At 44.8% G+C, this 23417-nt stretch carries 21 protein-coding genes and 2 tRNA genes; 15 read left to right on the top strand and 8 right to left on the bottom strand.

The annotated features are described in order from the left end of the window. Positions 1–38 precede the first annotated feature (38 nt). Together ACFI6J_RS18145 and queE are read right to left on the bottom strand one after the other, a co-directional pair. Complete coding sequence (locus tag ACFI6J_RS18145; RefSeq protein WP_014948789.1) at positions 39–935, bottom strand: type 2 periplasmic-binding domain-containing protein; 897 nt, start codon at positions 933–935, stop codon at positions 39–41. A 76-nt stretch (positions 936–1011) separates the two neighbouring features. Further along, complete coding sequence (queE, locus tag ACFI6J_RS18140) at positions 1012–1686, bottom strand: 7-carboxy-7-deazaguanine synthase QueE (protein WP_462586315.1); 675 nt, start codon at positions 1684–1686, stop codon at positions 1012–1014. 95 nt (positions 1687–1781) lie between these two features. On the opposite strand from queE, the gene queC reads away from it, so the two are divergent. After that, positions 1782–2438, top strand: a complete 657-nt coding sequence (queC, locus tag ACFI6J_RS18135) for a 7-cyano-7-deazaguanine synthase QueC (protein ID WP_014975995.1) — start codon at positions 1782–1784, stop codon at positions 2436–2438. Between the two features lie 96 nt (positions 2439–2534). Here the strand turns inward: queC and ACFI6J_RS18130 are convergent, their stop codons facing one another. From ACFI6J_RS18130 to ACFI6J_RS18120, 3 genes are all read right to left on the bottom strand, one after another. Further along, positions 2535–3461: a LysR family transcriptional regulator gene (locus ACFI6J_RS18130; RefSeq protein ID WP_014948786.1), complete on the bottom strand. Its 927-nt coding sequence runs from the start codon at positions 3459–3461 to the stop codon at positions 2535–2537. A gap of 273 nt (positions 3462–3734) precedes the next feature. Continuing rightward, complete coding sequence (uvrB, locus tag ACFI6J_RS18125) at positions 3735–5750, bottom strand: excinuclease ABC subunit UvrB (RefSeq protein ID WP_462586314.1); 2016 nt, start codon at positions 5748–5750, stop codon at positions 3735–3737. Between the two features lie 96 nt (positions 5751–5846). After that, on the bottom strand, positions 5847–7229 hold the full coding sequence (locus ACFI6J_RS18120) for an MATE family efflux transporter (RefSeq protein ID WP_377955873.1): 1383 nt from the start codon (positions 7227–7229) through the stop codon (positions 5847–5849). Positions 7230–8227: 998 nt separating this feature from the next. On the opposite strand from ACFI6J_RS18120, the gene ACFI6J_RS18115 reads away from it, so the two are divergent. From ACFI6J_RS18115 to ACFI6J_RS18070, 10 genes are all read left to right on the top strand, one after another. Next, positions 8228–8304 (top strand) — tRNA-Asn (locus tag ACFI6J_RS18115). 27 nt (positions 8305–8331) lie between these two features. After that, a tRNA-Asn gene (locus ACFI6J_RS18110) sits at positions 8332–8408 on the top strand. Positions 8409–8601: 193 nt separating this feature from the next. Continuing rightward, positions 8602–9183: an electron transport complex subunit RsxA gene (gene rsxA, locus ACFI6J_RS18105; RefSeq protein WP_014975993.1), complete on the top strand. Its 582-nt coding sequence runs from the start codon at positions 8602–8604 to the stop codon at positions 9181–9183. Continuing rightward, complete coding sequence (gene rsxB / locus ACFI6J_RS18100) at positions 9183–9764, top strand: electron transport complex subunit RsxB (RefSeq protein WP_014975992.1); 582 nt, start codon at positions 9183–9185, stop codon at positions 9762–9764. The genes rsxA and rsxB overlap by 1 nt, the downstream gene beginning before the upstream one ends. 5 nt (positions 9765–9769) lie before the next feature. Further along, complete coding sequence (gene rsxC, locus ACFI6J_RS18095) at positions 9770–12661, top strand: electron transport complex subunit RsxC (protein ID WP_342340512.1); 2892 nt, start codon at positions 9770–9772, stop codon at positions 12659–12661. Next, the gene (rsxD, locus tag ACFI6J_RS18090) at positions 12661–13743 is read left to right on the top strand and encodes an electron transport complex subunit RsxD (protein ID WP_342340478.1); all 1083 of its coding nucleotides are present in this window, start codon (positions 12661–12663) and stop codon (positions 13741–13743) included. Before rsxC ends, rsxD begins: the two co-directional genes overlap by 1 nt. Then, entirely contained in the window at positions 13743–14627 is an 885-nt protein-coding gene (locus ACFI6J_RS18085; protein WP_110287748.1) for an RnfABCDGE type electron transport complex subunit G, read from the top strand. The genes rsxD and ACFI6J_RS18085 overlap by 1 nt, the downstream gene beginning before the upstream one ends. Before the next feature lies 1 nt (position 14628). Next, complete coding sequence (locus ACFI6J_RS18080; protein ID WP_039233136.1) at positions 14629–15321, top strand: electron transport complex subunit E; 693 nt, start codon at positions 14629–14631, stop codon at positions 15319–15321. A 34-nt stretch (positions 15322–15355) separates the two neighbouring features. Next, positions 15356–16078, top strand: coding sequence for an endonuclease III domain-containing protein (locus tag ACFI6J_RS18075; protein ID WP_014975990.1), 723 nt, complete (start codon positions 15356–15358; stop codon positions 16076–16078). A gap of 196 nt (positions 16079–16274) precedes the next feature. Continuing rightward, entirely contained in the window at positions 16275–17693 is a 1419-nt protein-coding gene (locus ACFI6J_RS18070) for a M20/M25/M40 family metallo-hydrolase (RefSeq protein WP_462586313.1), read from the top strand. Positions 17694–17888: 195 nt separating this feature from the next. Here the strand turns inward: ACFI6J_RS18070 and ACFI6J_RS18065 are convergent, their stop codons facing one another. Further along, a complete protein-coding gene (locus ACFI6J_RS18065; RefSeq protein ID WP_039233139.1) occupies positions 17889–18068 on the bottom strand; it encodes a hypothetical protein in 180 nt (59 codons plus the stop codon). A gap of 168 nt (positions 18069–18236) precedes the next feature. Beyond that, a complete protein-coding gene (cspE, locus tag ACFI6J_RS18060; protein WP_014948776.1) occupies positions 18237–18449 on the bottom strand; it encodes a transcription antiterminator/RNA stability regulator CspE in 213 nt (70 codons plus the stop codon). Between the two features lie 333 nt (positions 18450–18782). Between cspE and ACFI6J_RS18055 the strand changes: the two genes are divergently transcribed. The 3 genes from ACFI6J_RS18055 to glpQ all read left to right on the top strand — a co-directional run bounded on the left by ACFI6J_RS18055 (position 18783) and on the right by glpQ (position 21485). Next, the gene (locus tag ACFI6J_RS18055) at positions 18783–19493 is read left to right on the top strand and encodes an SDR family oxidoreductase (RefSeq protein WP_458733580.1); all 711 of its coding nucleotides are present in this window, start codon (positions 18783–18785) and stop codon (positions 19491–19493) included. A gap of 266 nt (positions 19494–19759) precedes the next feature. After that, complete coding sequence (gloA, locus tag ACFI6J_RS18050) at positions 19760–20155, top strand: lactoylglutathione lyase (protein ID WP_014948774.1); 396 nt, start codon at positions 19760–19762, stop codon at positions 20153–20155. 133 nt (positions 20156–20288) lie between these two features. Further along, the gene (gene glpQ, locus ACFI6J_RS18045) at positions 20289–21485 is read left to right on the top strand and encodes a glycerophosphodiester phosphodiesterase (protein ID WP_462586312.1); all 1197 of its coding nucleotides are present in this window, start codon (positions 20289–20291) and stop codon (positions 21483–21485) included. Between the two features lie 37 nt (positions 21486–21522). Here the strand turns inward: glpQ and ACFI6J_RS18040 are convergent, their stop codons facing one another. Beyond that, positions 21523–22395 carry a flagellar protein MotY gene (locus ACFI6J_RS18040; RefSeq protein ID WP_014975986.1) on the bottom strand — a complete coding sequence of 291 codons (873 nt, stop codon included), beginning with the start codon at positions 22393–22395 and terminating at the stop codon, positions 21523–21525. A gap of 341 nt (positions 22396–22736) precedes the next feature. Between ACFI6J_RS18040 and rnt the strand changes: the two genes are divergently transcribed. Further along, on the top strand, positions 22737–23372 hold the full coding sequence (rnt, locus tag ACFI6J_RS18035) for a ribonuclease T (RefSeq protein WP_014948771.1): 636 nt from the start codon (positions 22737–22739) through the stop codon (positions 23370–23372). Positions 23373–23417 lie beyond the last annotated feature (45 nt).

Genomic DNA, 23417 nt, shown 5'->3' with positions numbered 1-23417 from the left:
ATCGGCATTAGGCCTAAGCCGCGTTTTTTATTGTCTATTTATTCTTTTGAATCTTCTGTTTTTGGTTTATACCATAAAGCAGAATTAGTAAGAGGGGTCTCAATGGGTAATAACGGGTTTTCGAGAGTGAAAATTTTACGCTCATTAACCCCTAAAGACGCTAAGATTGGCGCGTACGTAGATTCAAATAACGCATCAAAAGAGCCATCTTCAATGGCTCTGTTAAGGCCTGTTTCAATGAGATTCGCTAACGTCTTGTTACTTGAACTTACAAAGTAATACATAGCGGTGGGGTAATACAGCGCCATTGAAGGCTCAAGGTAAAGGTTGTTACGACGACCTTCCACCTCCAGCTCTGCGTCCACTTCCATAACAGAACGAGGAAAAAAGTCCCCTTTACCTTGTTTAATCATGTCATACGCTTCGCGAAACTCAGGCACAGTAAACACGTTAAACCCGTTGGCTTGAAGAATTTTGGTGTCCGGCCATTCTTCACCCTGAATGGGTATAAGTTTACGCATGTCAGTCAGCGATAATACATCATCGAACTTCGTCTTTTTATTTTCGTTAATAACGAAAACACGAAGACCTATAAGCCCTTTTGCGATTGGAATACGAATGGGGGTCAATTCCTTTTCGCGTTGGCTGTCCGTCATACTCCATACTACGTTAACTTCTCTGTTTTCACGTAGCTGACGCATCGCTTTGCCCGTCAGCAATATACGATCAGAAGGGCGTAGCTCATAATTTACGCCGGTTTTATCGAGCGCAAGTTTAAGCAGTGCTATCGGATATTGAGCACGGGCATCTGAGTCGTCAATAGGACGCGGATAAGTGATTGTCCAAGTAGCGGCCTCAACCATCGATGCAGCAGTAAAAGAACACAAAGCGACGGCCGCTATTACGGCTTTTTTTAGCAGATTAAAGCTATGCATCTTCTTTCTGTCCTTTGTTAGTTTGATTACTTAAGCGCAAGACGTGTTTGCCACAAAGCCGGCGCGTTTCAAACACTTATTCAATACCAATGTATTTATGTGTTTGTAAAGATAGCCGCCAGTTACGTTCAATACAAGTACGCACTGCAAGTTCTGTGGCTCTCTTTTGCTGGCTAATTGGTTGTAAACAAACCTGTTTTCCGTCTAATGACGATACATTAGCAAGCAGCGCATCAAGCTCGTCTATATGTTTTTGCATTGCGATGGGGTGCTTGATTTCATTCGCTCTTTCAAGCGCGCTTGCTAAGACGTCATATCCGCCTTTCATGTTTATTTTAGGAGAAACCGTCACATACGTACGCGTGTCACAAAGTACTTCAAAAGTACCGCTGGTCTCTATTTGTGTTGTGTATCCGTTGTCGTGAAGTAGGCTCGTCAGAGGACGTAGGTCGTACATACATGGCTCACCGCCGGTAATAACCACATGCTTTGCCACATAGCCTTGTTTCCCAAACTCAGCCAGCAAAGCCTCCTCACTGGAGATGAAATAGGTTTCAGACTCTTCGCCTTTTGTGATCACAGCTTGTGGCGACACACTCAAGTCAGGCTTAATTTCCCACGTATGTTTCGTATCACACCATGGACAGCCCACAGGACAGCCTTGTAAACGAACAAAGATAGAGGGAATACCAGTGTGAGCACCTTCACCCTGGATAGTTTCAAACATCTCATTGATGTTTAATGTGGACATTACAGACAATTTGACACCCTTTAACGATTGTATGTTGGGATTTTACCAAGGATCACATAAAATTCGGGCATAATTTCTTAAATCTTCGAAAAACTATGTCAGAAAACGTTGTTGTTATCTATTCAGGAGGCATGGACTCCTTCACAGTGCTGCATAAGGCGCTAAAAGCAGGCAAAAAAGTTCATGCACTGAGCTTTAACTACGGACAACGCCACAAGAAAGAACTCGATTATGCTGCCAACGTGTGTAATTCGCTTAACGTTCCCCACAAAATTGTAGATATTAGCGCCATAAATACGCTCATAGGGGGTTCAGCGTTAACCTCAGATATCGAAGTTCCAGAAGGCCACTATGAAGAGCCAAGCATGAAACAAACCGTGGTCCCCAATCGCAACATGATTTTGTTATCGCTGGCCGTTGGCTACGCGGTCAGTTTAGACGCTAACGAAGTATACTATGGCGCTCACTCTGGCGATCATGCCATTTACCCAGACTGCCGCCCTGAGTTTGTTCATAAAATGAATGATGTGTGCGGCATTGCGAACTATACACCGGTTACGATTATGACGCCTTATATCGACGACAGCAAAACCGCTATCTTGACCGATGGTCTGTCAATGGGACTGGATTACGGCCAAACGTGGACCTGTTACAACGGCAGAGAAAAAGCATGCGGAAAATGCGGTGCGTGCGAAGAGCGCTTAGAGGCGTTCAAGGAAAATAACGCCGTCGATCCTCTAGAATACGAATAGCGTAATCTGAAATAAAAACACCTCTTATTGTTTATAAGCGCTTTATTCCAAGCGTTTATAAACAATAAGAGGTGTGATCACAGGTGCTTGTTGCTACTACTTTTGACTCTCTGAAATGAAGTAGCTCAATTCTTTAATACAGTGGCGTAATACAGGGTTTAATCGCGTATTTTTTCCATTCATCACAAACAGTTCGTGACTAAATTTAAATAAGCTCCCTTTTGCAATAGGTACAAGCCCAAGTGCGGCGCCCTGCTCTTTCGCCATATAGTCTGGCAGCAAACCAACATACTCGCCGGTCATAATCGCAGACATCGCTGCATCAAATGAGTCTGAAAAAGTTTGAATCGATAATCTGGTTTCATCTTCAATGTAGTTTGCCGACGACAATCCAGAAATACCAATGGCAGGATAATCACCAATTTTTACGCCTTCTGGTAAATCAGTATCGCGATATTTTGCCAAAGGGTGTGTAGGCGCACAGTACAATCGCCCTTCAGTTTTAATGCCGACAGGATGAAAAGTTACTGATTCCGGTTTGACCATGTCATAGGTTGAAACAACGAGGTGGCACTCACCAGATAAAGCGACATGCTCAACTTCATTGTATAAACGAGTTTGGATATTAACGTGAATATCGTCAAACTTCTTCATTGTACTTTTAACCGCTTTACTTACGGCTAAGTGCATAGAAAGCGGAAGACCAGCCATCAAGACCAAAGTGATATGACCAGAATAGTCATCATGCAGCGATTTCAGATTGAAGACAAAGTTGTCGAAGGCATTAAAGATGCGTTTGGTTTCTTGGAAAACCACCTCACCCTCTTTTGTCATTTGAAAGCCACCACGACCGCGATGACATAACACCAAATCTAAACGTTCTTCCAGTTTTTTGATGGCTGCACTGATGTTGGGTCGTTGCATACGCAACACGGGTTCTGCCGCAGTAAATCCGTTGCAGCTCGCTACAGCGTAAAACACACGCAGTAGCTTTATATCTGACTCCTGAAGACGATTAAGCATATTAGCACCTGTTTATAGGTATAGTTATCGATACTCAACTTAGAACTATATTCAACTAATTGTGCTATTACAACGACATTTTGCGGCTTTTCATCTCATTTTTTATTAAAAATTTGAGTTTTGTGCTACCCAAAAACTGACGTCAAGTCGTATTGTCCACAGGAAAAAAGGGGGATTTTCTTACATCAAAAGGAAAAGTGCTGTAGTGAGTTATCCGGTTTTATACGGAAAGAACCCACATACAGCCTCAGCTAGCGGGACACATCGTCATTTTTAAGAGAGTGTAACAACTTGCTTTCGAAGTGCTTCAATATCGTCACGCAATGATGCTGCTTTTTCAAACTCAAGCTCACGCGCATATTCAAACATCTGCTTTTCAAGCTCCGTGATTTGGTCCATTAATTCAGTAGCACTTGCTGTTTTCTGTTGCTTCTTCTTCTCTTCAACTTTGCGCAGTCTGACTTTTCCAGACGCAGGGTGCGCGCTGTCGCCTAAGTCCATAATATCGGTAATAGGCTTGTTAAGTCGCATCGGCGTTATACCATTTGCATCATTATGCGCTATTTGCTTCTCACGACGGCGTTCAGTCTCGTCCATCGCTTTTTTCATCGACTTGGTAATACTGTCAGCGTACAAAATAGCTTTACCATTCACGTGACGCGCGGCTCTACCAATAGTCTGAATTAATGAACGCTCGGCTCGCAAAAAGCCTTCTTTATCGGCATCTAAAATCGCCACCAGTGACACTTCCGGCATATCTAAACCTTCACGTAAAAGGTTAATACCTACCAACACGTCGAATTTACCCAGTCGCAAGTCTCGGATTATTTCAATTCGCTCTACGGTATCGATATCCGAATGCAGATAACGAACTTTAACGCCGTGCTCATTTAAATACTCGCTTAAATCTTCAGCCATACGCTTGGTTAAGGTAGTAATAAGCACACGTTCGTCAAGCTCTACCCGCTTTTGAATTTCAGACAAGACATCATCAACTTGAGTGGCTACAGGACGTACTTCAATAACAGGGTCTAGCAGACCCGTTGGACGCACAACCTGCTCTACTATCTCACCGTCAGTTTTCTTTAATTCATAATCGCCTGGTGTCGCAGAAACATAGATGGTTTGGGGGCAAATCTGTTCAAACTCTTCAAACTTAAGCGGACGATTGTCCAACGCCGACGGCAGCCTGAAACCAAACTCCACCAAGGTCTCTTTTCTAGAGCGATCCCCTCGATACATTGCCCCTACTTGAGAGACAGTTACGTGAGACTCATCGATAAACATTAGGCCATCTGCTGGAAAATAGTCCAATAAGGTTGGAGGTGGTTCGCCCGGTGCTCTTCCTGAAAGATAGCGAGAGTAATTCTCGATCCCAGAACAATAGCCAAGCTCCATCATCATTTCGATATCGAACTGGGTACGCTGTGAAATACGCTGCTCTTCAATCAGCTTATTCGCCTCTTGAAGTTGCTTTTTGCGATCGCCAAGTTCTTCCTTGATATGCTCAATAGCATTGAGGATTTTCTCTCGAGGGGTTACATAGTGCGTTTTAGGAAAAACCGTTGCTCGAATAACTGACTTATCGACAGCCCCGGTTAGTGGGTCGAACAGACTAATTTTATCTATCTCATCGTCAAAAAGCTCGACCCTTACGGCTTGCTTTTCAGAGTCCGCAGGGAAAATATCTATAACATCGCCACGCACACGGAACGTACCCCTTTCAAACGCTAAATCGTTACGCTTGTACTGCAGTTCTGCAAGGCGACGTAAAATGTCACGCTGGTCCATGGTGTCGCCCTGGCGAAGGTGCAATAGCATCTTCATGTAGGATTCAGGGTCCCCCAAACCGTAAATAGCCGACACACTCGCTACAATGACCACGTCTCTGCGCTCCATCAACGCTTTAGTGGCGGACAGTCGCATTTGTTCAATATGATCATTAATTGACGCGTCTTTCTCAATAAAGGTATCTGTACTTGGAACGTAGGCTTCTGGCTGATAATAATCATAATATGAAACGAAGTACTCTACGGCGTTATTCGGGAAGAATTCTTTCATCTCACCGTAAAGCTGAGCCGCTAATGTTTTGTTGTGTGCAAGAATAAGCGTTGGTCTCTGCACTTCTTTAATGACATTAGCCATGGTAAAGGTTTTACCCGACCCCGTAACACCAAGCAGTGTTTGGCCGGCCAAGCCACTTTCTAGGCCATCCACCAAAGCTTCTATTGCTTTTGGCTGGTCGCCTGCTGGCTTGTATTTAGAATGAAGCTCAAACCCTCTACTCATTTACTTAACCTTTTCTTTAGCTTACTGCTTAACATCTTGCTTGCGGTCAAACTACTCAACATTAAAAACGCACAATCTTAAATAACCGCTCTGGTATTAGCTGTGCTCAGACATTTCTTTATCTGATTCAAACTGAGTAATCGCACGTTTGAAAACAACAAATGAAACACACGCCATTGCAATATTGGCAATGACCGTTCCTGCAAATAACCCTTTCAGTTCAAATAGAAAACTACCCGCAACGCTGATAGGTACGAAGAAAACAAATAAGCGGATGACACTTAACGTTAATGCCGTCATTGGGCGATGCATGGCATTCAACGATGAGTTAGTCAGAATGATAATGCCTTGCATGCCATAACCCAGCGGTACAATCATAAGAAACAGCTGTATTAGTACGCTTACCTCTGCTTCATTAGCAAAGGCGACGGCTATCCAGCTAGATAGTCCCCACATGACAAGAAAAATAGCGAACTGCCAAACCAGAACAAATTTCAATGTAAGCGAATATGCCGTTTTTACCCGTTCTACTTGGCCTGCCCCAACGTTTTGACTGATAAATGGAGGCAGTGTCATGGAAAGTGCTAGCACAACAATACTTGCAATAGACTCCATTCTATTTCCCACTCCCCACGCTGCAACCGCTTCGGCGCCGTAACCAGCAACTACAGCTGTCATCACACCACCGGCAACGGGGGTAAGCATATTTGCACCCGCCGCAGGTAGTCCTATTTTGAGAATTTCACGGCTGCTATCACGCAACTCGGCAAGTGTCAGCAGTCGAGGCAACATCAACTTTCGACGAACGGCTAAAATATAAAGAATCCATAATGCACCAACTATCCACGCTATAAAGGTAGCGAGTGCCGCACCTTTTATTCCCATTGCCGGAATGGGCCCAAGTCCGAAAATGAAAATAGGATCAAGCAACGCGTTTAATCCGCCGCCTGCCGCCATAACAATACTGGGTGTGCGGGTATCGCCACACGCTCGCAGCACACTATTGCCAACCATCGGCATAGCAAGAAAGATGCTCGACAAGTACCATAGCCCCATATAGTCAGATATGTACGGCATGAGATTGTCTGTTGCATTAAGCAACTTAAACACAGGCTCTATGGTGAAAAAGCCAATTGCAGCTAGTGCACCCACAAGCAAAACGGACAGCATTAATGAACCCGTCGCATAATGTTGAGACTTGGTTATTTCTTTACTGCCCTGTAACTTGCCTATAATTGCAGAGGTACCAATACCTAAACCTATGTTTAGGCTTATTACGGTAAAAGTAACGGGAAAGGTAAAACTAATAGCGGCTAAAGGGTCGGTGCCCAACAAGCTCACAAAAAAGGTATCGATAAGTCCAAAGCTCATCATCATTACCATTCCCAGTATCATGGGAATAGTCATACGCTTTAACGTAGTACCTATATCTCCTTCCAATAAGTCGGAAGTACGTTGTTTAGCGTTACTTTTTATCACTTGAGCTCCGGCAAACTAAAATCCCCTCATCAATTGCGCGTTAGTGTAAAAGAGTGAACACTATTTAGCTATGCGTATTCGACAAACAAAACAAAGCATAAGAGGGTTGTATGAAAAGCGATGTTTTTGACAAAAGTACGTGCGATGACCCATTTCGCTGGCTACGCCACAAAACTACGAGTTTTTTGTAAAAATAAATCAAAACACGTGCGTATGTGTTCATTACAGTTTAATTTCTATCCTGTTTCACTTTTAATATGCAGGCAAAACGTCTCGGGCGCATCTAGCTATCCAAATAGAGCGTTTAAAAGACACACAAAAATGTTAACAAAATGTAAGGTATTGAGAATTAAGATGGATTTCATTGAATAGCATTTAGGCATTCGTTGAATTAACACACAAGCTACTTTTTGTTCAACCGATCTATTCCGATCGAGAAACAAGATCAAAAAAAACACCCTAAACCCCTGTATTAAAAAGATTATCCACTCAAAAACGCCATAACCTCATTAGATCAATACGTACGCGATCTCGTAAATAACTACAGCGATTCTAAGCTATCAACATAGTTATCCACAGATTTAGTGGATAACTAACGCCAGACCATATTCGGCGGGATTTCGTGCTCGATTAATTTCTCAGCACGTAAGTGGTGACTAACCTTTTAATCCTCAGGTACAGGTTACAGATTTATTAAAGCCTGTACATAATACCAGTATGGAAGCGCTTTTTTATTCTATTTAGTTATACCCTTTAACTTTAGTGAGATATATAAGAAAACGAGATGGGTAAAACTATCAATTACTAAAACAACCTCTTGTTCATAAGCAATGAGGGAATAATGTGCAGTTATTAACCATCATTTTCTCAGCATTGACGACAAAATGAACATAAAAGCCGTAAAAAGCTATTTTTTGCGCAGTCAGCACAAATATTTCATTTATGTTGTTGACAGTTCCTAAGTACGTCTTTAATATTCGCCTCCGTTGAAGCACAGGTCCCCCTTAGCTCAGTTGGTTAGAGCGACGGACTGTTAATCCGCAGGTCCCCCGTTCGAGTCGGGGAGGGGGAGCCAACTTCAGCAAACAACTTAGGTGTCGATTCCCCCTTAGCTCAGTTGGTTAGAGCGACGGACTGTTAATCCGCAGGTCCCCCGTTCGAGTCGGGGAGGGGGAGCCACTTAGTTGGCTCTTAATCGCCTCACCCACTTCATTCTATTTTAATTCCTAAAACAACGCGTTTAGACATTAAATAACCCTAATTCAATCAAGTTGTTAAACCCGTTCTAAAAAGGGATAATAGACCTAATCTGTTTTTCTTTTTAATTCGCGGGCATTGTCCGTCAAAATTCCTCGAAGGAATTGCGTTATTCATGACTGAATTTTTACTGCTATTGATTGGTACAGTACTGGTTAACAATTTTGTGTTGGTTAAGTTTCTCGGCTTATGCCCGTTTATGGGTGTGTCTGGCAAACTTGAAACTGCCATGGGCATGTCTATGGCCACCACATTTGTACTCACCCTTGCCTCTGCATCGAGCTACCTAGTGGAAACCTATTTACTTGCTCCACTGGGCATCGGTTACCTTAGAACGCTTGCTTTTATTCTTGTTATCGCGGTGGTGGTTCAGTTCACAGAAATGGTCGTGCACAAAACCAGCCCTACCTTATATAGATTGTTAGGTATTTTCCTTCCTCTTATCACAACCAACTGTGCAGTGCTTGGTGTAGCGCTATTAAACCTTACCGAACAGCATAATTTCATGCAGAGTCTTATTTATGGTTTCGGCGCTGCTGTGGGGTTCTCTCTTGTACTGGTGTTATTTGCGGCCATGCGTGAGCGTTTAGCTGCTGCTGATGTACCTGTATCTTTTAAAGGTGCCTCAATCGCTATGATAACCGCTGGTCTCATGTCCCTAGCATTTATGGGCTTTAGTGGACTGGTGAAAGTGTAATGACGATATCTACCGCTATTATATTCGCCGTTGTTGCCATTGGCGTCCTTGCGCTTATTTTTGGCTTAGTTCTGGGCTACGCGAGCATCCGCTTTAAAGTTGAGGGCGACCCGCTTGTTGAGCAAATAGATGCCGTACTACCACAAACTCAGTGTGGCCAATGCGGATATCCGGGCTGCAAGCCTTATGCTGAGGCAATTGCTGAAGGTGATGATATTAATAAGTGCCCACCTGGTGGCGAGGCAACGATTAAAAAGCTCGCAGACTTGATGGGAGTTGAACCTAAACCCCTTGATGCAGCTCATGGCGAAGAAGACGTTAAAAAAGTGGCGTTTATACGCGAAGACGAATGTATCGGCTGTACCAAATGTATTCAGGCCTGCCCTGTCGACGCCATTTTAGGTGCCGCCAAACACATGCACACGGTTATTACTGATGAATGTACAGGGTGTGACCTATGTGTAGATCCCTGCCCTGTCGACTGTATCGACATGGTGCCAATTGCTCAAACAACTTCTACATGGAAGTGGGATTTTGAATCATCGCCTAAAGGTGATATCCCCATCAAAATGGTGTCGTAATTGTGATGTATCCAAGTTTTGATTCAATTATAGAAACCCTTGAAGCGGGAAAGATGTACTCATTTCCAGGTGGCGTACATCCCGACGATAAGAAATCTCTATCTAATACATCAGTAATAAAGAAACCGTCGTTACCCGAATTATTGATTGTTCCTTTAAGGCAGCACATTGGCTCAGACGGTATCTGCTGCGTAGAAGTTGGCGATAGCGTATTGAAAGGCCAAATTCTTTCGCAAAGCTCATCGCCTTTTTCTGTGCCAGTTCATGCGCCAACCTCGGGCGAGGTTGTTGCGATTGCTCCGCATGTTGTAGCGCATCCTAGCGGCCTAACAGAAATGTGTATTTCGATACGTCCTGACGGTAAAGACACATGGTGCGACCTATCTCCAATAGCAAATTATAGCGACATAGATAAGAACAAGCTTATAGAAGCTATTTGCCAAGCGGGAATTTCAGGAATGGGTGGTGCCGGCTTCCCTACCCATATAAAAACCTCAACGTCTAAACCTGTTGAGTTTCTTATTTTAAATGGGATTGAGTGCGAGCCTTACATTACTTCCGATGATCGATTGATGCGCGAGCACGCCTGGCAAATACGCCAGGGTCTAGACATTCTTACTCACCTTATTGGGCCGAAGGCCATTGTAGTTGCGGTTGAAGACAACAAGCCCGAGGCTTTCGAAGCACTTAATATTGCCTGTCAGGATAAGAAAGACTATCGCGTTGTTAGCGTTGAGACTAAATACCCTGCCGGCGGCGAAAAACAGCTGATTCAGGTACTGACTGGCCGAGAAGTTCCAAGAAATGGATTGCCTGCCGACGTAGGCGTGATGATGTTCAACGTTGGTACCTGCTATGCCATTGCAGATGCTATTTTACACGGCAAACCGCTGATTGAACGGGTTGTTACCGTAACTGGTGAAGCCGTTGAATCACCAAGCAATTTTAGAGCGTTGTTGGGTACGCCCGTCTCTCATCTATTGGATGAAGCAAGCTACAACCCGAAAAAACAGAAAGTACCTAAAGTGATTATGGGCGGGCCTATGATGGGCTTTACCTTATCAGACGCTACGATCCCCGTGGTTAAAACCACAAACTGTTTGCTGGTTCCTGCAAAAAAAGAGCTGGTAGACGACAATGCAGAGCGCCCCTGTATTCGCTGTAGCGCATGCGCCGACGCATGCCCTGCGTCGTTGCTCCCCCAACAAATGTTTTGGCACGCCAAAGCAAAAGAATACGATAAAGCCGAAGAATACGACCTTTTCGACTGTATAGAGTGCGGCGCATGTGCTTACGTTTGCCCCAGTGAAATCCCACTCGTGCATTACTACCGCCAGGCTAAATCCGAAATACGCATTCAACGTGATGAAAAGAACAAGGCCGAGAAAGCTAAACAGCGTTTTGAAGCACGTAAAGAACGTTTAGAGCGCGAAAAACTTGAGCGCGAAGAAAAACATAGAAAAGCAAAAGAAGCACGATTAGCCGCCAACAAAGCCAAAGAAGACAATGCTGTAGCCGATAATGCGAATAGCGCTGTTGATGCTGGCGCAACTGAGGCCAAGGACAAAGTAGCGGCGGCGCTTGCGCGTGCGAAAGCAAAGAAAGCGGCTATGCAGGCCAACGCAAAGGATGAAAGTAATACAACAAATACCAACGAACCAAGCACTGCGGCAGACGATAAAAAAGCACAGGTAGCAGCAGCTATTGCCAGAGCTAAGGCGAAAAAAGCCGCACAAGCCCAGAATGAAGCTCAACTTGAAAGCGCGGATAAGCAAGTTGAGCAAGCGTCATCGCCAGAAGATGATAAAAAGGCAAAGGTTGCTGCAGCAATCGCCAGAGCAAAAGCGAAAAAGGCCGCGCAAGCTCAAAACGAAACGCAAGATGAAAGCGCTGTCGAACCATCAACCACAGAACAGCCAAGTAACCAGTCATCATCACCAGAAGATGAGAAAAAAGCTAAAGTTGCTGCCGCTATCGCTAGAGCAAAAGCAAAAAAAGCCGCGCAATCCAGCCAGTCTGAGGCGTCTTCAGCAGAAAAACCTGCGGGCTCTCTAGGCGAAAAGCAAACTGAACTTTCCGATACTGAAGCTAATTCAGAGCTAAACGCTGAAGCGCAGAAAAAAGCGCGTATTGCCGCGGCAATCGCTAAAGCTAAAGCGCAAAAAGCTGCTAAAAATAGTGAAGACGGGCAGCCTGATAACTCAGTTTCAGGGCAAGGTGCGCCAACTCAATTAGATGAGCAACCAGACAGTCACTCCAAAGAACAGCTAGATGAAAAGCAGGCTAGGATCGCAGCGGCGGTAGCGAAAGCGAAAGCTAAAAAGGCCGCTTCGCAAAAAACGCAAGCATCTAGCCCTGATGGCGAGGCTGGTATTGAGAATCAAGACGTTAACTCGCCAGAAGAAGCCAGTTTTCAAAGCGTCAGCGATCAAAACAGTAGTGCTCAGAGTGATAGCGCATCAGATCCTGCTAACAACTTGAGCGAAGCGGATGAAAAAAAAGCGCGCATTGCTGCTGCGGTGGCGAAAGCGAAAGCCAAAAAAGCGGCTAAGCAGGAAGAACATCAAGGAAGCGAGCAAACTGATGCTAACCACGCTGCCTCGACAAATGAAGCTGACGAGAAAAAGGCGCGCATTGCTGCCGCAGTGGCAAAGGCCAAAGCAAAGAAACTTGCTCAAGACAGTAATGGCAATTTAGCGACCTCATCAAATACTGCTGAACAGGAAAGTAGTAAAGCACATGAGCAGAGCGAATCTTCTAGCCGTGTAGGTCAAGCAACAAGCACGCAAGCGCCTTCTCAACCGACGGCACAAGATGAAAAGAAAGCGCGCATTGCAGCTGCAGTAGCAAAGGCTAAAGCTAAAAAAGCAGCAGCTGAACAAGAGAAAGAATCATAATGAAGTTAAGTTTATCGAGTTCACCACACCAACGGGTTAAACGCGATACTGCCCAAGTCATGCGCATGGTTATTTATGCCATGCTCCCTGGCATGATTGCACAATCCTTCTTTTTTGGCTGGGGAATGCTCATTCAAGCCATCATTGCAGTAGTGAGTGCACTGGTCATTGAAGGCGTGATTTTATTTTTAAGAAATCGCCCCATCGAGCGCACATTAACAGATTACAGCGCAGTATTAACCGGCTTACTCATCGCAATTAGTATTCCTCCTACCCTACCTTGGTGGATGACGGTAACGGGTGTTTTCTTCGCTATTGCGGTGGCTAAACAGGTTTACGGCGGGCTTGGCTTTAATATTTTCAACCCTGCCATGATAGCGTATGTGGTGCTGCTTATTTCATTCCCTGCGGCTATGAGCCTATGGCTGCCTCCTGCGACTCACGCTGGCATTACGCCAAGTTTCTTTGATTCGGTATCACTCATATTTACTGGTTTTACTACTAGCGGATACGATGTCACTCAACTCAAAACCATTGCCGATGGTGTAACCATGGCTACACCGTTAGACACATTGAAAACCGACCTAACGCAAGGCGTAACATACTCAGAGTCATTAACGAAGCCAATCTTCGATAGCGGGGTATTCGAAGCTGCTGGTGCAGGGTGGGGAATGGTGAGTCTTGCGTATTTACTTGGTGGCCTCTACCTTTGGAAGACTCGCGTTATCAGCTGGCATATCCCGGGAGGTATGCTGCTAAGCGTGTTTGTTTGTGCATCACTGCTTCATTTAGCAAACGCCGATTACTACGCTTCACCGCTATTTCACCTGTTTAACGGTGCAGTAATGGTAGGCGCCTTCTTTATCGCCACCGACCCGGTTTCAGCATCAACAACACCAAGAGGCCGCATTATATTTGGTGCAGCGATTGGCTTTTGGGTGGTAATAATCCGTACCTTTGGTGGTTACCCTGATGCCGTAGCGTTTGCGGTTATTATTATGAATATGGCGGTGCCTTTGATTGATTACTATACCCGTCCTCGCGTGTACGGCAAAAACGTTAAAGGTCGAGGTAAACACTAATGATGAAAGAAAGCCTGGCCAAAAACGGCCTTATGTTAGGTGCGTTTGCCGTTGTTACCACAGCATTAATAGCACTCACATTTTTTGGCACCCAAGATAAAATTGAGCAACAAAAGCAGCAAAAACTGCTAAGCGTACTTAATGAAGTCGTGCCTAGCGAATTCCACGACAATGCCCTTTACGCCAACTGCACAGAGGTCAATGCACCTGAACTTGGCAACAAAAAAGCCCACAAAATATATCGTGCGACGTTAAATGGCCAACCTAGCGCATTAGTATTAGAAGCCACTGCTCCAGACGGATACAGTGGAGATATCGATATCGTTGTTGGTGTAAAAGTGGATGCACACGTTGGTGGAAACACACAAGGCGGCTCGAGTACTGACTCGCTCGACGGTGAGAGCGAAAATCTCAATATCACCGCGTTAGCGCTCTCGGAGTTGGCCGAGCTTGACTCAACACCTCAGAAGTCATCTGAGCAAGACGAGAATGCGTCCGATATTTCTGCGCCCAACACTAATAGAATCAGTATGAGGGTGCTTGGCGTGCGCGTTATCGAACACAAAGAAACCCCTGGGCTTGGCGATAAAATAGAGCTTGCCGTTAGCAATTGGATAACGGCGTTCAGTGACAAGCCTTTTTCACCCGACAATTTGGCGCCTTGGCAGGTCAAAAAGGACGGTGGTGAGTTCGATCAGTTCACTGGCGCTACCATCACGCCGAGAGCAGTAGTAAGAGCAGTACGCGAAGCCTTGCTTTATGCACAGGCCAACCAATCTGCACTTTTCAACGCTCCTAACACCTGCGCAATTACAGATTCCGTTGAAACAATTGATGCGATTAACGTGAATGAGGCTCAACCTCATAGTGTAGAGGAGCTATAACGTGACTGATTTTCGCGACCTGTCTTTACAAGGGCTTTGGAAGAACAATCCTGCGCTGGTACAACTGTTAGGTTTGTGCCCGCTATTGGCCGTTACCGCGACGTTTATCAATGGTCTCGGGTTAGGCCTTGCTACCATGTTGGTACTCATTGGGAGTAACGTTACCGTTTCACTCGTTCGTAATGTGGTAAGAAACGAAATCCGCATTCCCGTTTTTGTTATGATCATTGCTGCGTTCGTTACCATTGTTCAGCTATTAATGAATGCATACACCTATGACCTTTACTTAGCGCTAGGTATTTTCATTCCGCTGATTGTAACTAACTGCGCCATCATAGGCCGCGCAGAAGCCTTTGCGTCGAAAAACGGGCCGCTCGCCTCTGCCTACGACGGATTCATGATGGGACTGGGTTTTACCGCAGTGCTGGTCATTTTAGGTGGTATGCGTGAGATATTGGGTGCAGGTACATTGCTAGCAGGTGCAGACAGACTGTTTGGCTCAATTGCTGAGAACTGGACCATAACGCTTTTCAACACTGAAAATCCGTTTTTGCTTGCGATACTGCCGCCTGGTGCCTTTTTAGGTATGGGTCTTCTCATTGCTATCAAAAACAGTATTGATGCAAAGTTAGCCGCTAAGCAAACATCGCCTGCAGTGAAGGCTGAACGGGTACGCGTTACAGCTGAAAGCTAAACGCTAAAAATCAAAAACAAAAAAGTATTTAGAAATGAATGATGTAGTTAAGCCGGCCAAGCCGCTTTCTAAGCAGGAAAAAGTAAAAGAAATCATGCGAATACTGGATGACCTTTATCCGGAAATTCCTATCTTTTTAGATCATAAAGACCCATATACGTTACTCATTGCGGTTCTCCTATCGGCGCAATGTACAGACGAGCGCGTTAACCAAATTACGCCAAAGCTCTTTGCTCGGGCAGATAATCCGTACGACATGGTATTGATGAGTATTGAAGAAATTCAAGACATTATTCGCCCTTGTGGTTTATCTCCCATGAAGTCCAAAGGCATTTGGCATTTGTCTGACATGATCATCAAGCAGCACAACGGTGAAGTGCCTGCAAACTTTGAAGCGCTGGAAGCCATGCCCGCAGTGGGTCACAAGACTGCCGCGGTGGTTATGTCTCAAGGCTTTGGCATTCCTGCTTTTCCCGTAGATACTCATATCCACCGATTAATGTATCGCTGGGGTTTGTCGAACGGAAAGAGCGTTGAGCAGACAGAGCGTGACGCAAAACGCTTGTTCCCAAAAGAAAGGTGGAACGATTTGCATCTGCAAATCATCCTATATGGCAGAGAATACTGCCCTGCCCGCGGTTTCGACTTAAACAAGTGTGTTATCACACGTGAGTTCGGCAGAAAGAGTTTTATTAACGAAGTACTGAAAGAACAAGAGAAAAAGCAAAAGTTGGCGCTTAAGAAGAAGCGTAAATAGAAACTTTCAGAAAGGAGCCTTAGGCTCCTTTTTTATTCTCCATTTATTTTCTCTTAAAAGAAATTTTGCGACTAACACACGACTTACGCTTGTGGTTTGCCTCGAAAGGGACTACCAAATTGGCTATGATGGATGGGTTAGAGTTTTGCTCGCGCAAATAAAAAAAGAAATATAAAAATAAATCCATGGAGAACACATGTCTCGATTGAATACTATCGCTAGAAGGCTAGCGTTTGGTGCATTAGTAAGTGCATGCAGTTTTGGTGTTTTTGCAGAAACTTCCCCCATTACTGACGAGCAAAAGAAAAATGCGGAAGCATTAATTCAAAAAGCCCTGAAAAGTGATTTAGGCTATAGCATTGTTGAATCACTAACCACTGAGATTGGCCCTCGCCTGGGCGGCTCTGAAGCAGAAAAGCGAGCTAGAGATTGGGGCGTGGTGGTAGGAGAGCGTCTAGGTTTTGATAAAGTCAGCATAGAAGAATTCACTATGCCATTTTGGGATAGAGGCCACCTACACATTTCACTCACGGCGCCTTATGCCCAACCGCTTTACGGCACAGCCCTTGGCGGCGCAGCGCCTTCTGAAAGCGAGATCAATGCAGACATCGTTTATTTCAGAGATATTCACGCGCTAACCGCAGTTAAAGATGGTGCCCTTAAAGGCAAAATTGCATTTGTAGACGGCGACGCCATGGTAAAAAGCCAAACAGGTGCAGGCTATGGTCAAGCGAACCAACGTCGCCGAATTGGTTGGCAACATGCTCAACACGGCGGCGCTGAAGCGCTGGTCGTGCGCTCAGTAGGATCTGACTCTCATCGTTTTCCTCACTCAGGCATGATGAGCTCAGACGGCGATAATTGGGCAGATATCCCCGTAGTCGCTATCTCAAACCCTGACGCAGACCATTTACGACGTTTACATAACTTAGGTAAACCGCTGTCATTGTCGCTTCACTCTGAATCGAAATGGAAAGGCGAAGTAAACAGCGGCAACGTAATACTGGATTTAGTGGGCAGTGAGAAGCCCGAAGAAATTATCCTTATTGGCGGCCACCTAGACAGCTGGGATTTAGGAACGGGTGCAGTTGATGACGGCGCAGGCGTTGCTATTACCACGGCAGCGGCTGCGTTAATTGCTTCTTTACCAGAGCGCCCAAAACGCACCATTCGTGTGGTCATGTTTGGCGCTGAGGAAGTGGGCTTATTAGGTGCCTTTGCTTACGCTAAACAACACGAAAAGAACCTTGAAAATCACGTTCTGGCCACAGAGTCTGACTTTGGTGCGCAAACTATCTGGCAAGTAGTGTCAAATGTGAATCCCGAAGCGACTGTGCTAGTCGATGAAATCGCGAAGATTTTATCACCGCTAGGCATAGTGCGTGGCGGTTCTGACATTGCTGGCGGCGGCCCTGACATTATTCCGCTAGCAGCGAAAGGCGTACCAACGATTAGGTTAAATCAAAACGGTAGAGATTACTTTGATCTTCACCATACGCCAGATGATACCTTAGATAAAATTGATCCCGATGAGCTTGCGCAAAACATTGCAGCCTACGCAGCAAGTATATACTTGTTAGCCGATTCGGACGTTGACTTAAAAGCTAAACAGTAGTTACACGTTAGTAATCATCAAACATTGGTCAGTGCATCTCGTGCTGGCCAATGCTTACCAGTGCTCTGCTTACCCTCGCCTCTGCTAATACCCATTCTGCATTCCCACGCTCCGCTAGCAAACTTGCCAGCGCCTTCTGAGTAGGCAATGATCTATGTGGATTGGTAAATATACCTCGTCCGAAATACTCAGGCTTTATTGCGCTTGAATAAGCTGGGCAACAAATCGCTTCGCCTCTTGCCTTGATGGCAGCTCTACATGCCGATACGTATTCGCATGTTTAAAAGCAACGGTTGTTTTATTTATGGAGATATTTGAGATTAACGCACCTGACATGGCGCTATTAAAGGTAGAGATAGAATCTTGAAATTGCATAGTAAATACTTCTTTATTAATGTTGTTTGTTTTGAATTCCTCGCAGGTTGGGTAAAGAAATCGAAAAACGATAATTAGGCTCTAGCGTGAACATAGCGTTTCAGAAAGAGCCCACTTTTTTGAGGTCACTTCAGAAAAGAGAAATGACCTTAGATAAGCATAGAGGTCTTATCGAACTACTACGTTAGCAGCTTGAGGACCTTTTTGGCCTTGTTCAACTTCGAAGCTAACTTCTTGGCCTTCTTTCAACGTTTTGAAACCGTCAGAAGCAATTGAACGGAAGTGTACGAATACGTCTTTGCCGCCAGCTTCAGGAGTGATGAAACCAAAACCTTTTTCTTCGTTGAACCACTTAACTGTACCGTTTACAGAATTAGACATAATAAAAACCTTTTAAAAAAATTGATGTGATGGTGGAAAACCACCGAATAGCTATAGACATCTCCAAGCTAGTAAAGCAGTTGTATATCTATATAAAACTTCAATTTGAAGGATTTAAAAAAGAGGTACAGCGCAGTATTAGGTAAAGCAAATAACATATCTAGAGCGATGCGAAAGGTACAGGTAATTGCAAGCAATGTCCACTAGTTTTCAGTTTGTTTTTTAACCAAAACACAACTTTTTTACAATTTTTTTGGCGAAGCTGAATACGTATGTTTGTTCAAGGCACTTGAAAGCTAGGTTAACCTTGCTTTTTTGCTATAGGTTTAAATTATGACAGACACGTATGCGTTAGAAGGTAAAACAGCCATTGTTACTGGAGGCGGAAAAGGGCTAGGTAAAACTCTCGCTCAATTTCTACTAGAAGCAGGAATGAACGTGGCCATTTGTGGGCGCACTGAAACTGCGGTCATGCAGACTGTAGAGCAGTTCGACGCCCTATTCCCAGGTAATGTCATTGGCCAAGTTTGTGATGTATCGAAAAGCGCTGATGTTGCCAGTTTTGTTAGAAAGGTCAAAGATACATTTGGCGAGCTACACGTCCTAATTAATAACAGTGGCTTTGGTAAAGAGACCCTTATTTGGGAAACCTCAGAGAAAGCGTGGGACGAAGTAATGGATACTAACGTAAAAGGGACCTTTCTCATGTGTAAAGAGGTCGTGCCTCACATGATTAACAACAAGGAAGGCTACATTATCAATATCGCTTCTCAAGCGGCATTGAACGGCTATGCCAATGCGGGCGTTTACTGTGCATCAAAATTTGCAATGGTGGGGCTTGGAAAAGCGTTGCAAGAAGAAGTTCGCCCCTACGGCATTCACGTTCATTCCCTAAACCCTGCACTGATACAGTCGCAGAAAACAAAAACAGAGAAAGTGGACGATGGCCTGATTCAAAATGAAGACTTAGGCAACATGGTGGTTTACCTATTGAGCCAACCTCGCCGTCTTAAAATTGATAATATCGGCCTATGGGGCTATTAATACCAGTCCGCATAGATAATTACCCACTCAGCGAGACTTAAAATGTTCGTAATCGCGGCGTGTTACCGCAGGTATAGTACGGTTAACTAGAATTGTAATATTGTCTTAAAGCGTTAACATTTCCTAATTAACATAAAAGCGTGTTGTTTGCGTTTACTCAAATAAAGTACTCATCGTATTTATGTGTACAAAAAGTTACGGCCAACACGCAATCACAGTGCAGTGTGCCATCGAGTAATTCCGATGGCTCAAAAAAGGAATCTCTTATGCGAATGCTTCACACCATGCTTCGAGTTGAAAACTTAGAGGCCTCTCTTCACTTTTATACCTCACTCATGGGCATGCGCCTTCTTCGCCAGTCTGAAAACAAAGAGTATGAATACACACTAGCTTTCGTGGGATATGGCGATGAAACCGAGAGTACCGTTTTAGAGCTTACCTATAACTGGGGCGACAACACCTACGATAAAGGTAACGCGTATGGTCATATTGCGATTGAGGTCGATGATATCTATCAGTTTTGTGAAAACTTAGAAACAAACGGCGCTGATGTATATCGTAAACCGGGGCCAGTAAAAGGCGGTTCCACAGTTATTGCTTTTGTTCGCGACCCCGATGGGTATGCAATAGAACTCATACAAAATAAATCCATTTCGCTATGAAATGGCTCAAAAACAAGAACTGAAGATGCAGCCAGCGTAGTCAAAGCGATTTGAACGCTTAAGTCGCCAAACTATCAACTTAAAAACGTGCGGCTCTGGAAAAAACGATAAAAACCACATGGAGTGATATGACATGCTACGTAACCGCTTATTAATTTCGCAAAATGATAAAAACAAAAGCCAAGCTAGAACAGCGATAAGTCGGAAGCCTCGAGCAGCGCACAATATAGGCTTGCGCAGTCAGCCAAAAGCAAAACTGGCCGCTATTCTGCCAGCGTTGTTTATCGCTTTTACCGGTGCAGTTGCTGCTGGCAGTGCGTTTTCGGCCATGGCTGCAAATAACGAGAGTGCGCAAACACACGCTGACACAAAAGAAAATGTTGAAACGCACTTTACCGTGATAGCCCATCGCGGCGCGTCGGGCTATTTACCTGAGCATACCCTTGAAGCAGCTACCCTCGCCTTTTCTCTGGGCCCTGATTTTATTGAGCAAGATGTTGTTATCACCAAAGACGACATACCCGTTGTGCTACACGACATCCACTTAGAAACGGTCACCAATGTAGAAGATGTGTTTCCTGCACGCCACCGCGATGACGGCCGCTATTACGCGCGTGATTTTACTCTTGAAGAACTGCGACAACTGCGGGTACACGAGCGCGCTAACAGTGGCGGGAAGCAAGTTTTTAAAGATAGGTACCGCGGCACGCATGCTAATTTTAAAGTGGCCACGTTAAATGAACACTTTGAGCTAATCAGCGAGCTAAATCGCCAATTTGGAACGTCTGTAGGGGTTTATCCTGAAGTAAAGTCCCCTGCCTTTCACATTAAAGAAGGCGTTGATGCCAGTAAAATCGTTGTAGATGCCTTAAATGCTTACGGGTTTGGTGGAGAGAGCGGTAATAGCTACCTGCAATGCTTCGATTTTAACGAAGTTAAGCGCGTTCGTGAAACCCTGGGCTATAAAGGCAAAGTTGTGATGCTGATTGGCGAAAACGACTGGGGCGAAAGCGACACAGATTATAACTGGCTGCGCACTCAGAAAGGCATGCAGCAGGTTGCGTTGTATGCCGATGGCATAGGCCCTTGGTTAGGCCATTTACTCGATAATGAAGCGATGGCTCAGGGAAAAATAGAAGCCGCGGCATGGATTGCCTACGCCCACGAAAATAACCTGACAATCCACCCCTACACCTACCGACATGATGCACTACCAGCAGGTATGAGTTCAGAACAAGTCTTGGAAGTTTTAGACAAGGTGGTAGGTGCTGACGGTGTTTTCACCGATCATTTAGTACCGGTATTAAGGTGGCGAGAAAAATTAAACTAACGCATTTTAAAGCGAGTGTAGGCGCGACAATTAGCGCCTAGGATTTTGAAAGTCGCACCACCACGCGTCTGTTTTGGGCGCGGCTTTCTCGTGTATCGTTTGGCGCAATATGGCGTTTCTCACCGTGGCCTGTCAACTGAATTCGATCTTCAGGTACACCTAGCGTCGTCAAATAGCTTTTTACTTCGTTAGCACGTCGAATAGACAACTGTTCATTATTATAGCGACCGCCGTAGCTATCGGTGTAACCATCAAGAAGCACAAGCTCAAGCTCGCTGTCTTCTTTTAAGTATTCACCTATCATGGTTAAGCGCTTCTGCGAATATTTGGTTAGCTCTGTACTGTTGTTTTGATACGACAATACCGTGTAGGCAATGTCATCAAAGCCGAAGGGCAATAAGTTCGATACACACTTCACAAATTCACGATACACACCAGAGAAATTGCTAGCGTTTAATGCCACACTCACTTGGTCGTATTTGTTATACCAGTCTTGGTAATAGATTGTGGGCCAAAAGCCTTTTTCTAATTCAGACAACATAGTCCAAGCCGCATCCTGCGGAAGGTCGCCATTGTACTGTTTACGAATAGACATGTCGGCAATGGTTTTAGGCGCAACGCCTGGCATCCATTTAGGTGGTACAGAATAAACAGCAGCCATATCAAATTTGCTTGGCAGCAAATACATGTCCAGTTCAAATTCCATATTAAGCTGCTTCGACGCTGAGCTCGTGAACATGGCTTCGCCATAACCGGGTAGTTCGTGGTTCAAGGTACACTGAAGTCGGGTGTCTTTGTCTATTCGCCAGTTGGAGCTTTCTATGGTTGCAGAATATTGCCGCATGGCAGCGTGGGAAGACAATGACCCCAGCATCCCCAATAAAGCGATGTATTTTAATTTCGACACCATTTCGACACCATAACGAAAATCAGACTAACACAGGTAAAAGACAACACTACGTGCACAAATTACCGAACATAATGAATCAAATTAGCTCACACAAAAAGAAGAAATGTGCCTAATGATTTTTTCACGCTTAATTTGATTATCGTCCAAATTGTAGAAAAGTTTAGCGTTTAATACCATTCGCGTTTTGTACTTTTGCTAGCCCCCTGATTTAACAGTTTATAAATTGCAACTGGCAACTCGAGAGTATCCTTGCGATAATTCTTTTACGCAATATGCTTCGCAGGTTGGTACGCATTTTAGTCACCAACCAATTAACGCAATCGAGTCTTACAAGAGTGTTTATGTCTGCCAACCCGCCCCTTCTCTCCCAGCGCTTTCGAGGTTACTTTCCCGTTGTTATCGACGTTGAAACAGCCGGATTTAATGCAGGCACTGACGCCCTGTTAGAATTAGCCGCGGTAACGGTGAAAATGGATGAAAACGGTATACTTCATCCTGATCAAACTTTTCATTATCACATTGACCCCTTTGAGGGCGCTAACCTAGAGCCAGCAGCCTTAGAATTTAATGGCATCGATCCTAATTGTGCATTGCGAGGGGCTATTGAAGAAAGCGAAGCCATGAAGGACTTATGTAAAGGCATCCGCAAGGCGCAAAAAAATGCAGACTGCCAACGTTCAGTTATTGTTGCTCACAATGCAACGTTCGATCAGAGTTTCGTCAATGCCGCGATAGAACGCTGCAATATAAAACGCACGCCGTTCCATCCGTTTGTTTCATTTGACACCACCAGCCTTGCTGGATTGGCCTTAGGCCAAACGGTTTTGGTAAAAGCATGCCGTGCAGCGGGGATCGCATTTGACCAAAGTGAAGCGCACAGTGCGCTGTATGACGCCCAAAAGACCACGGAGCTATTTTGCTATATGGTAAATCGCTATAAAGCGCTAGGCGGATGGCCTGTAGAAAATAAAGAGTAGTTTTATTCAAACTGATATAAACAAAAACAGCGCCAAAAGGCGCTG

It is taken from the genome of Alteromonas sp. G4i13 (assembly GCF_054960505.1).
The sequence above is the reverse complement of the archived record's forward strand: the minus strand, read 5'-3'. Positions and strand labels throughout refer to the sequence as shown.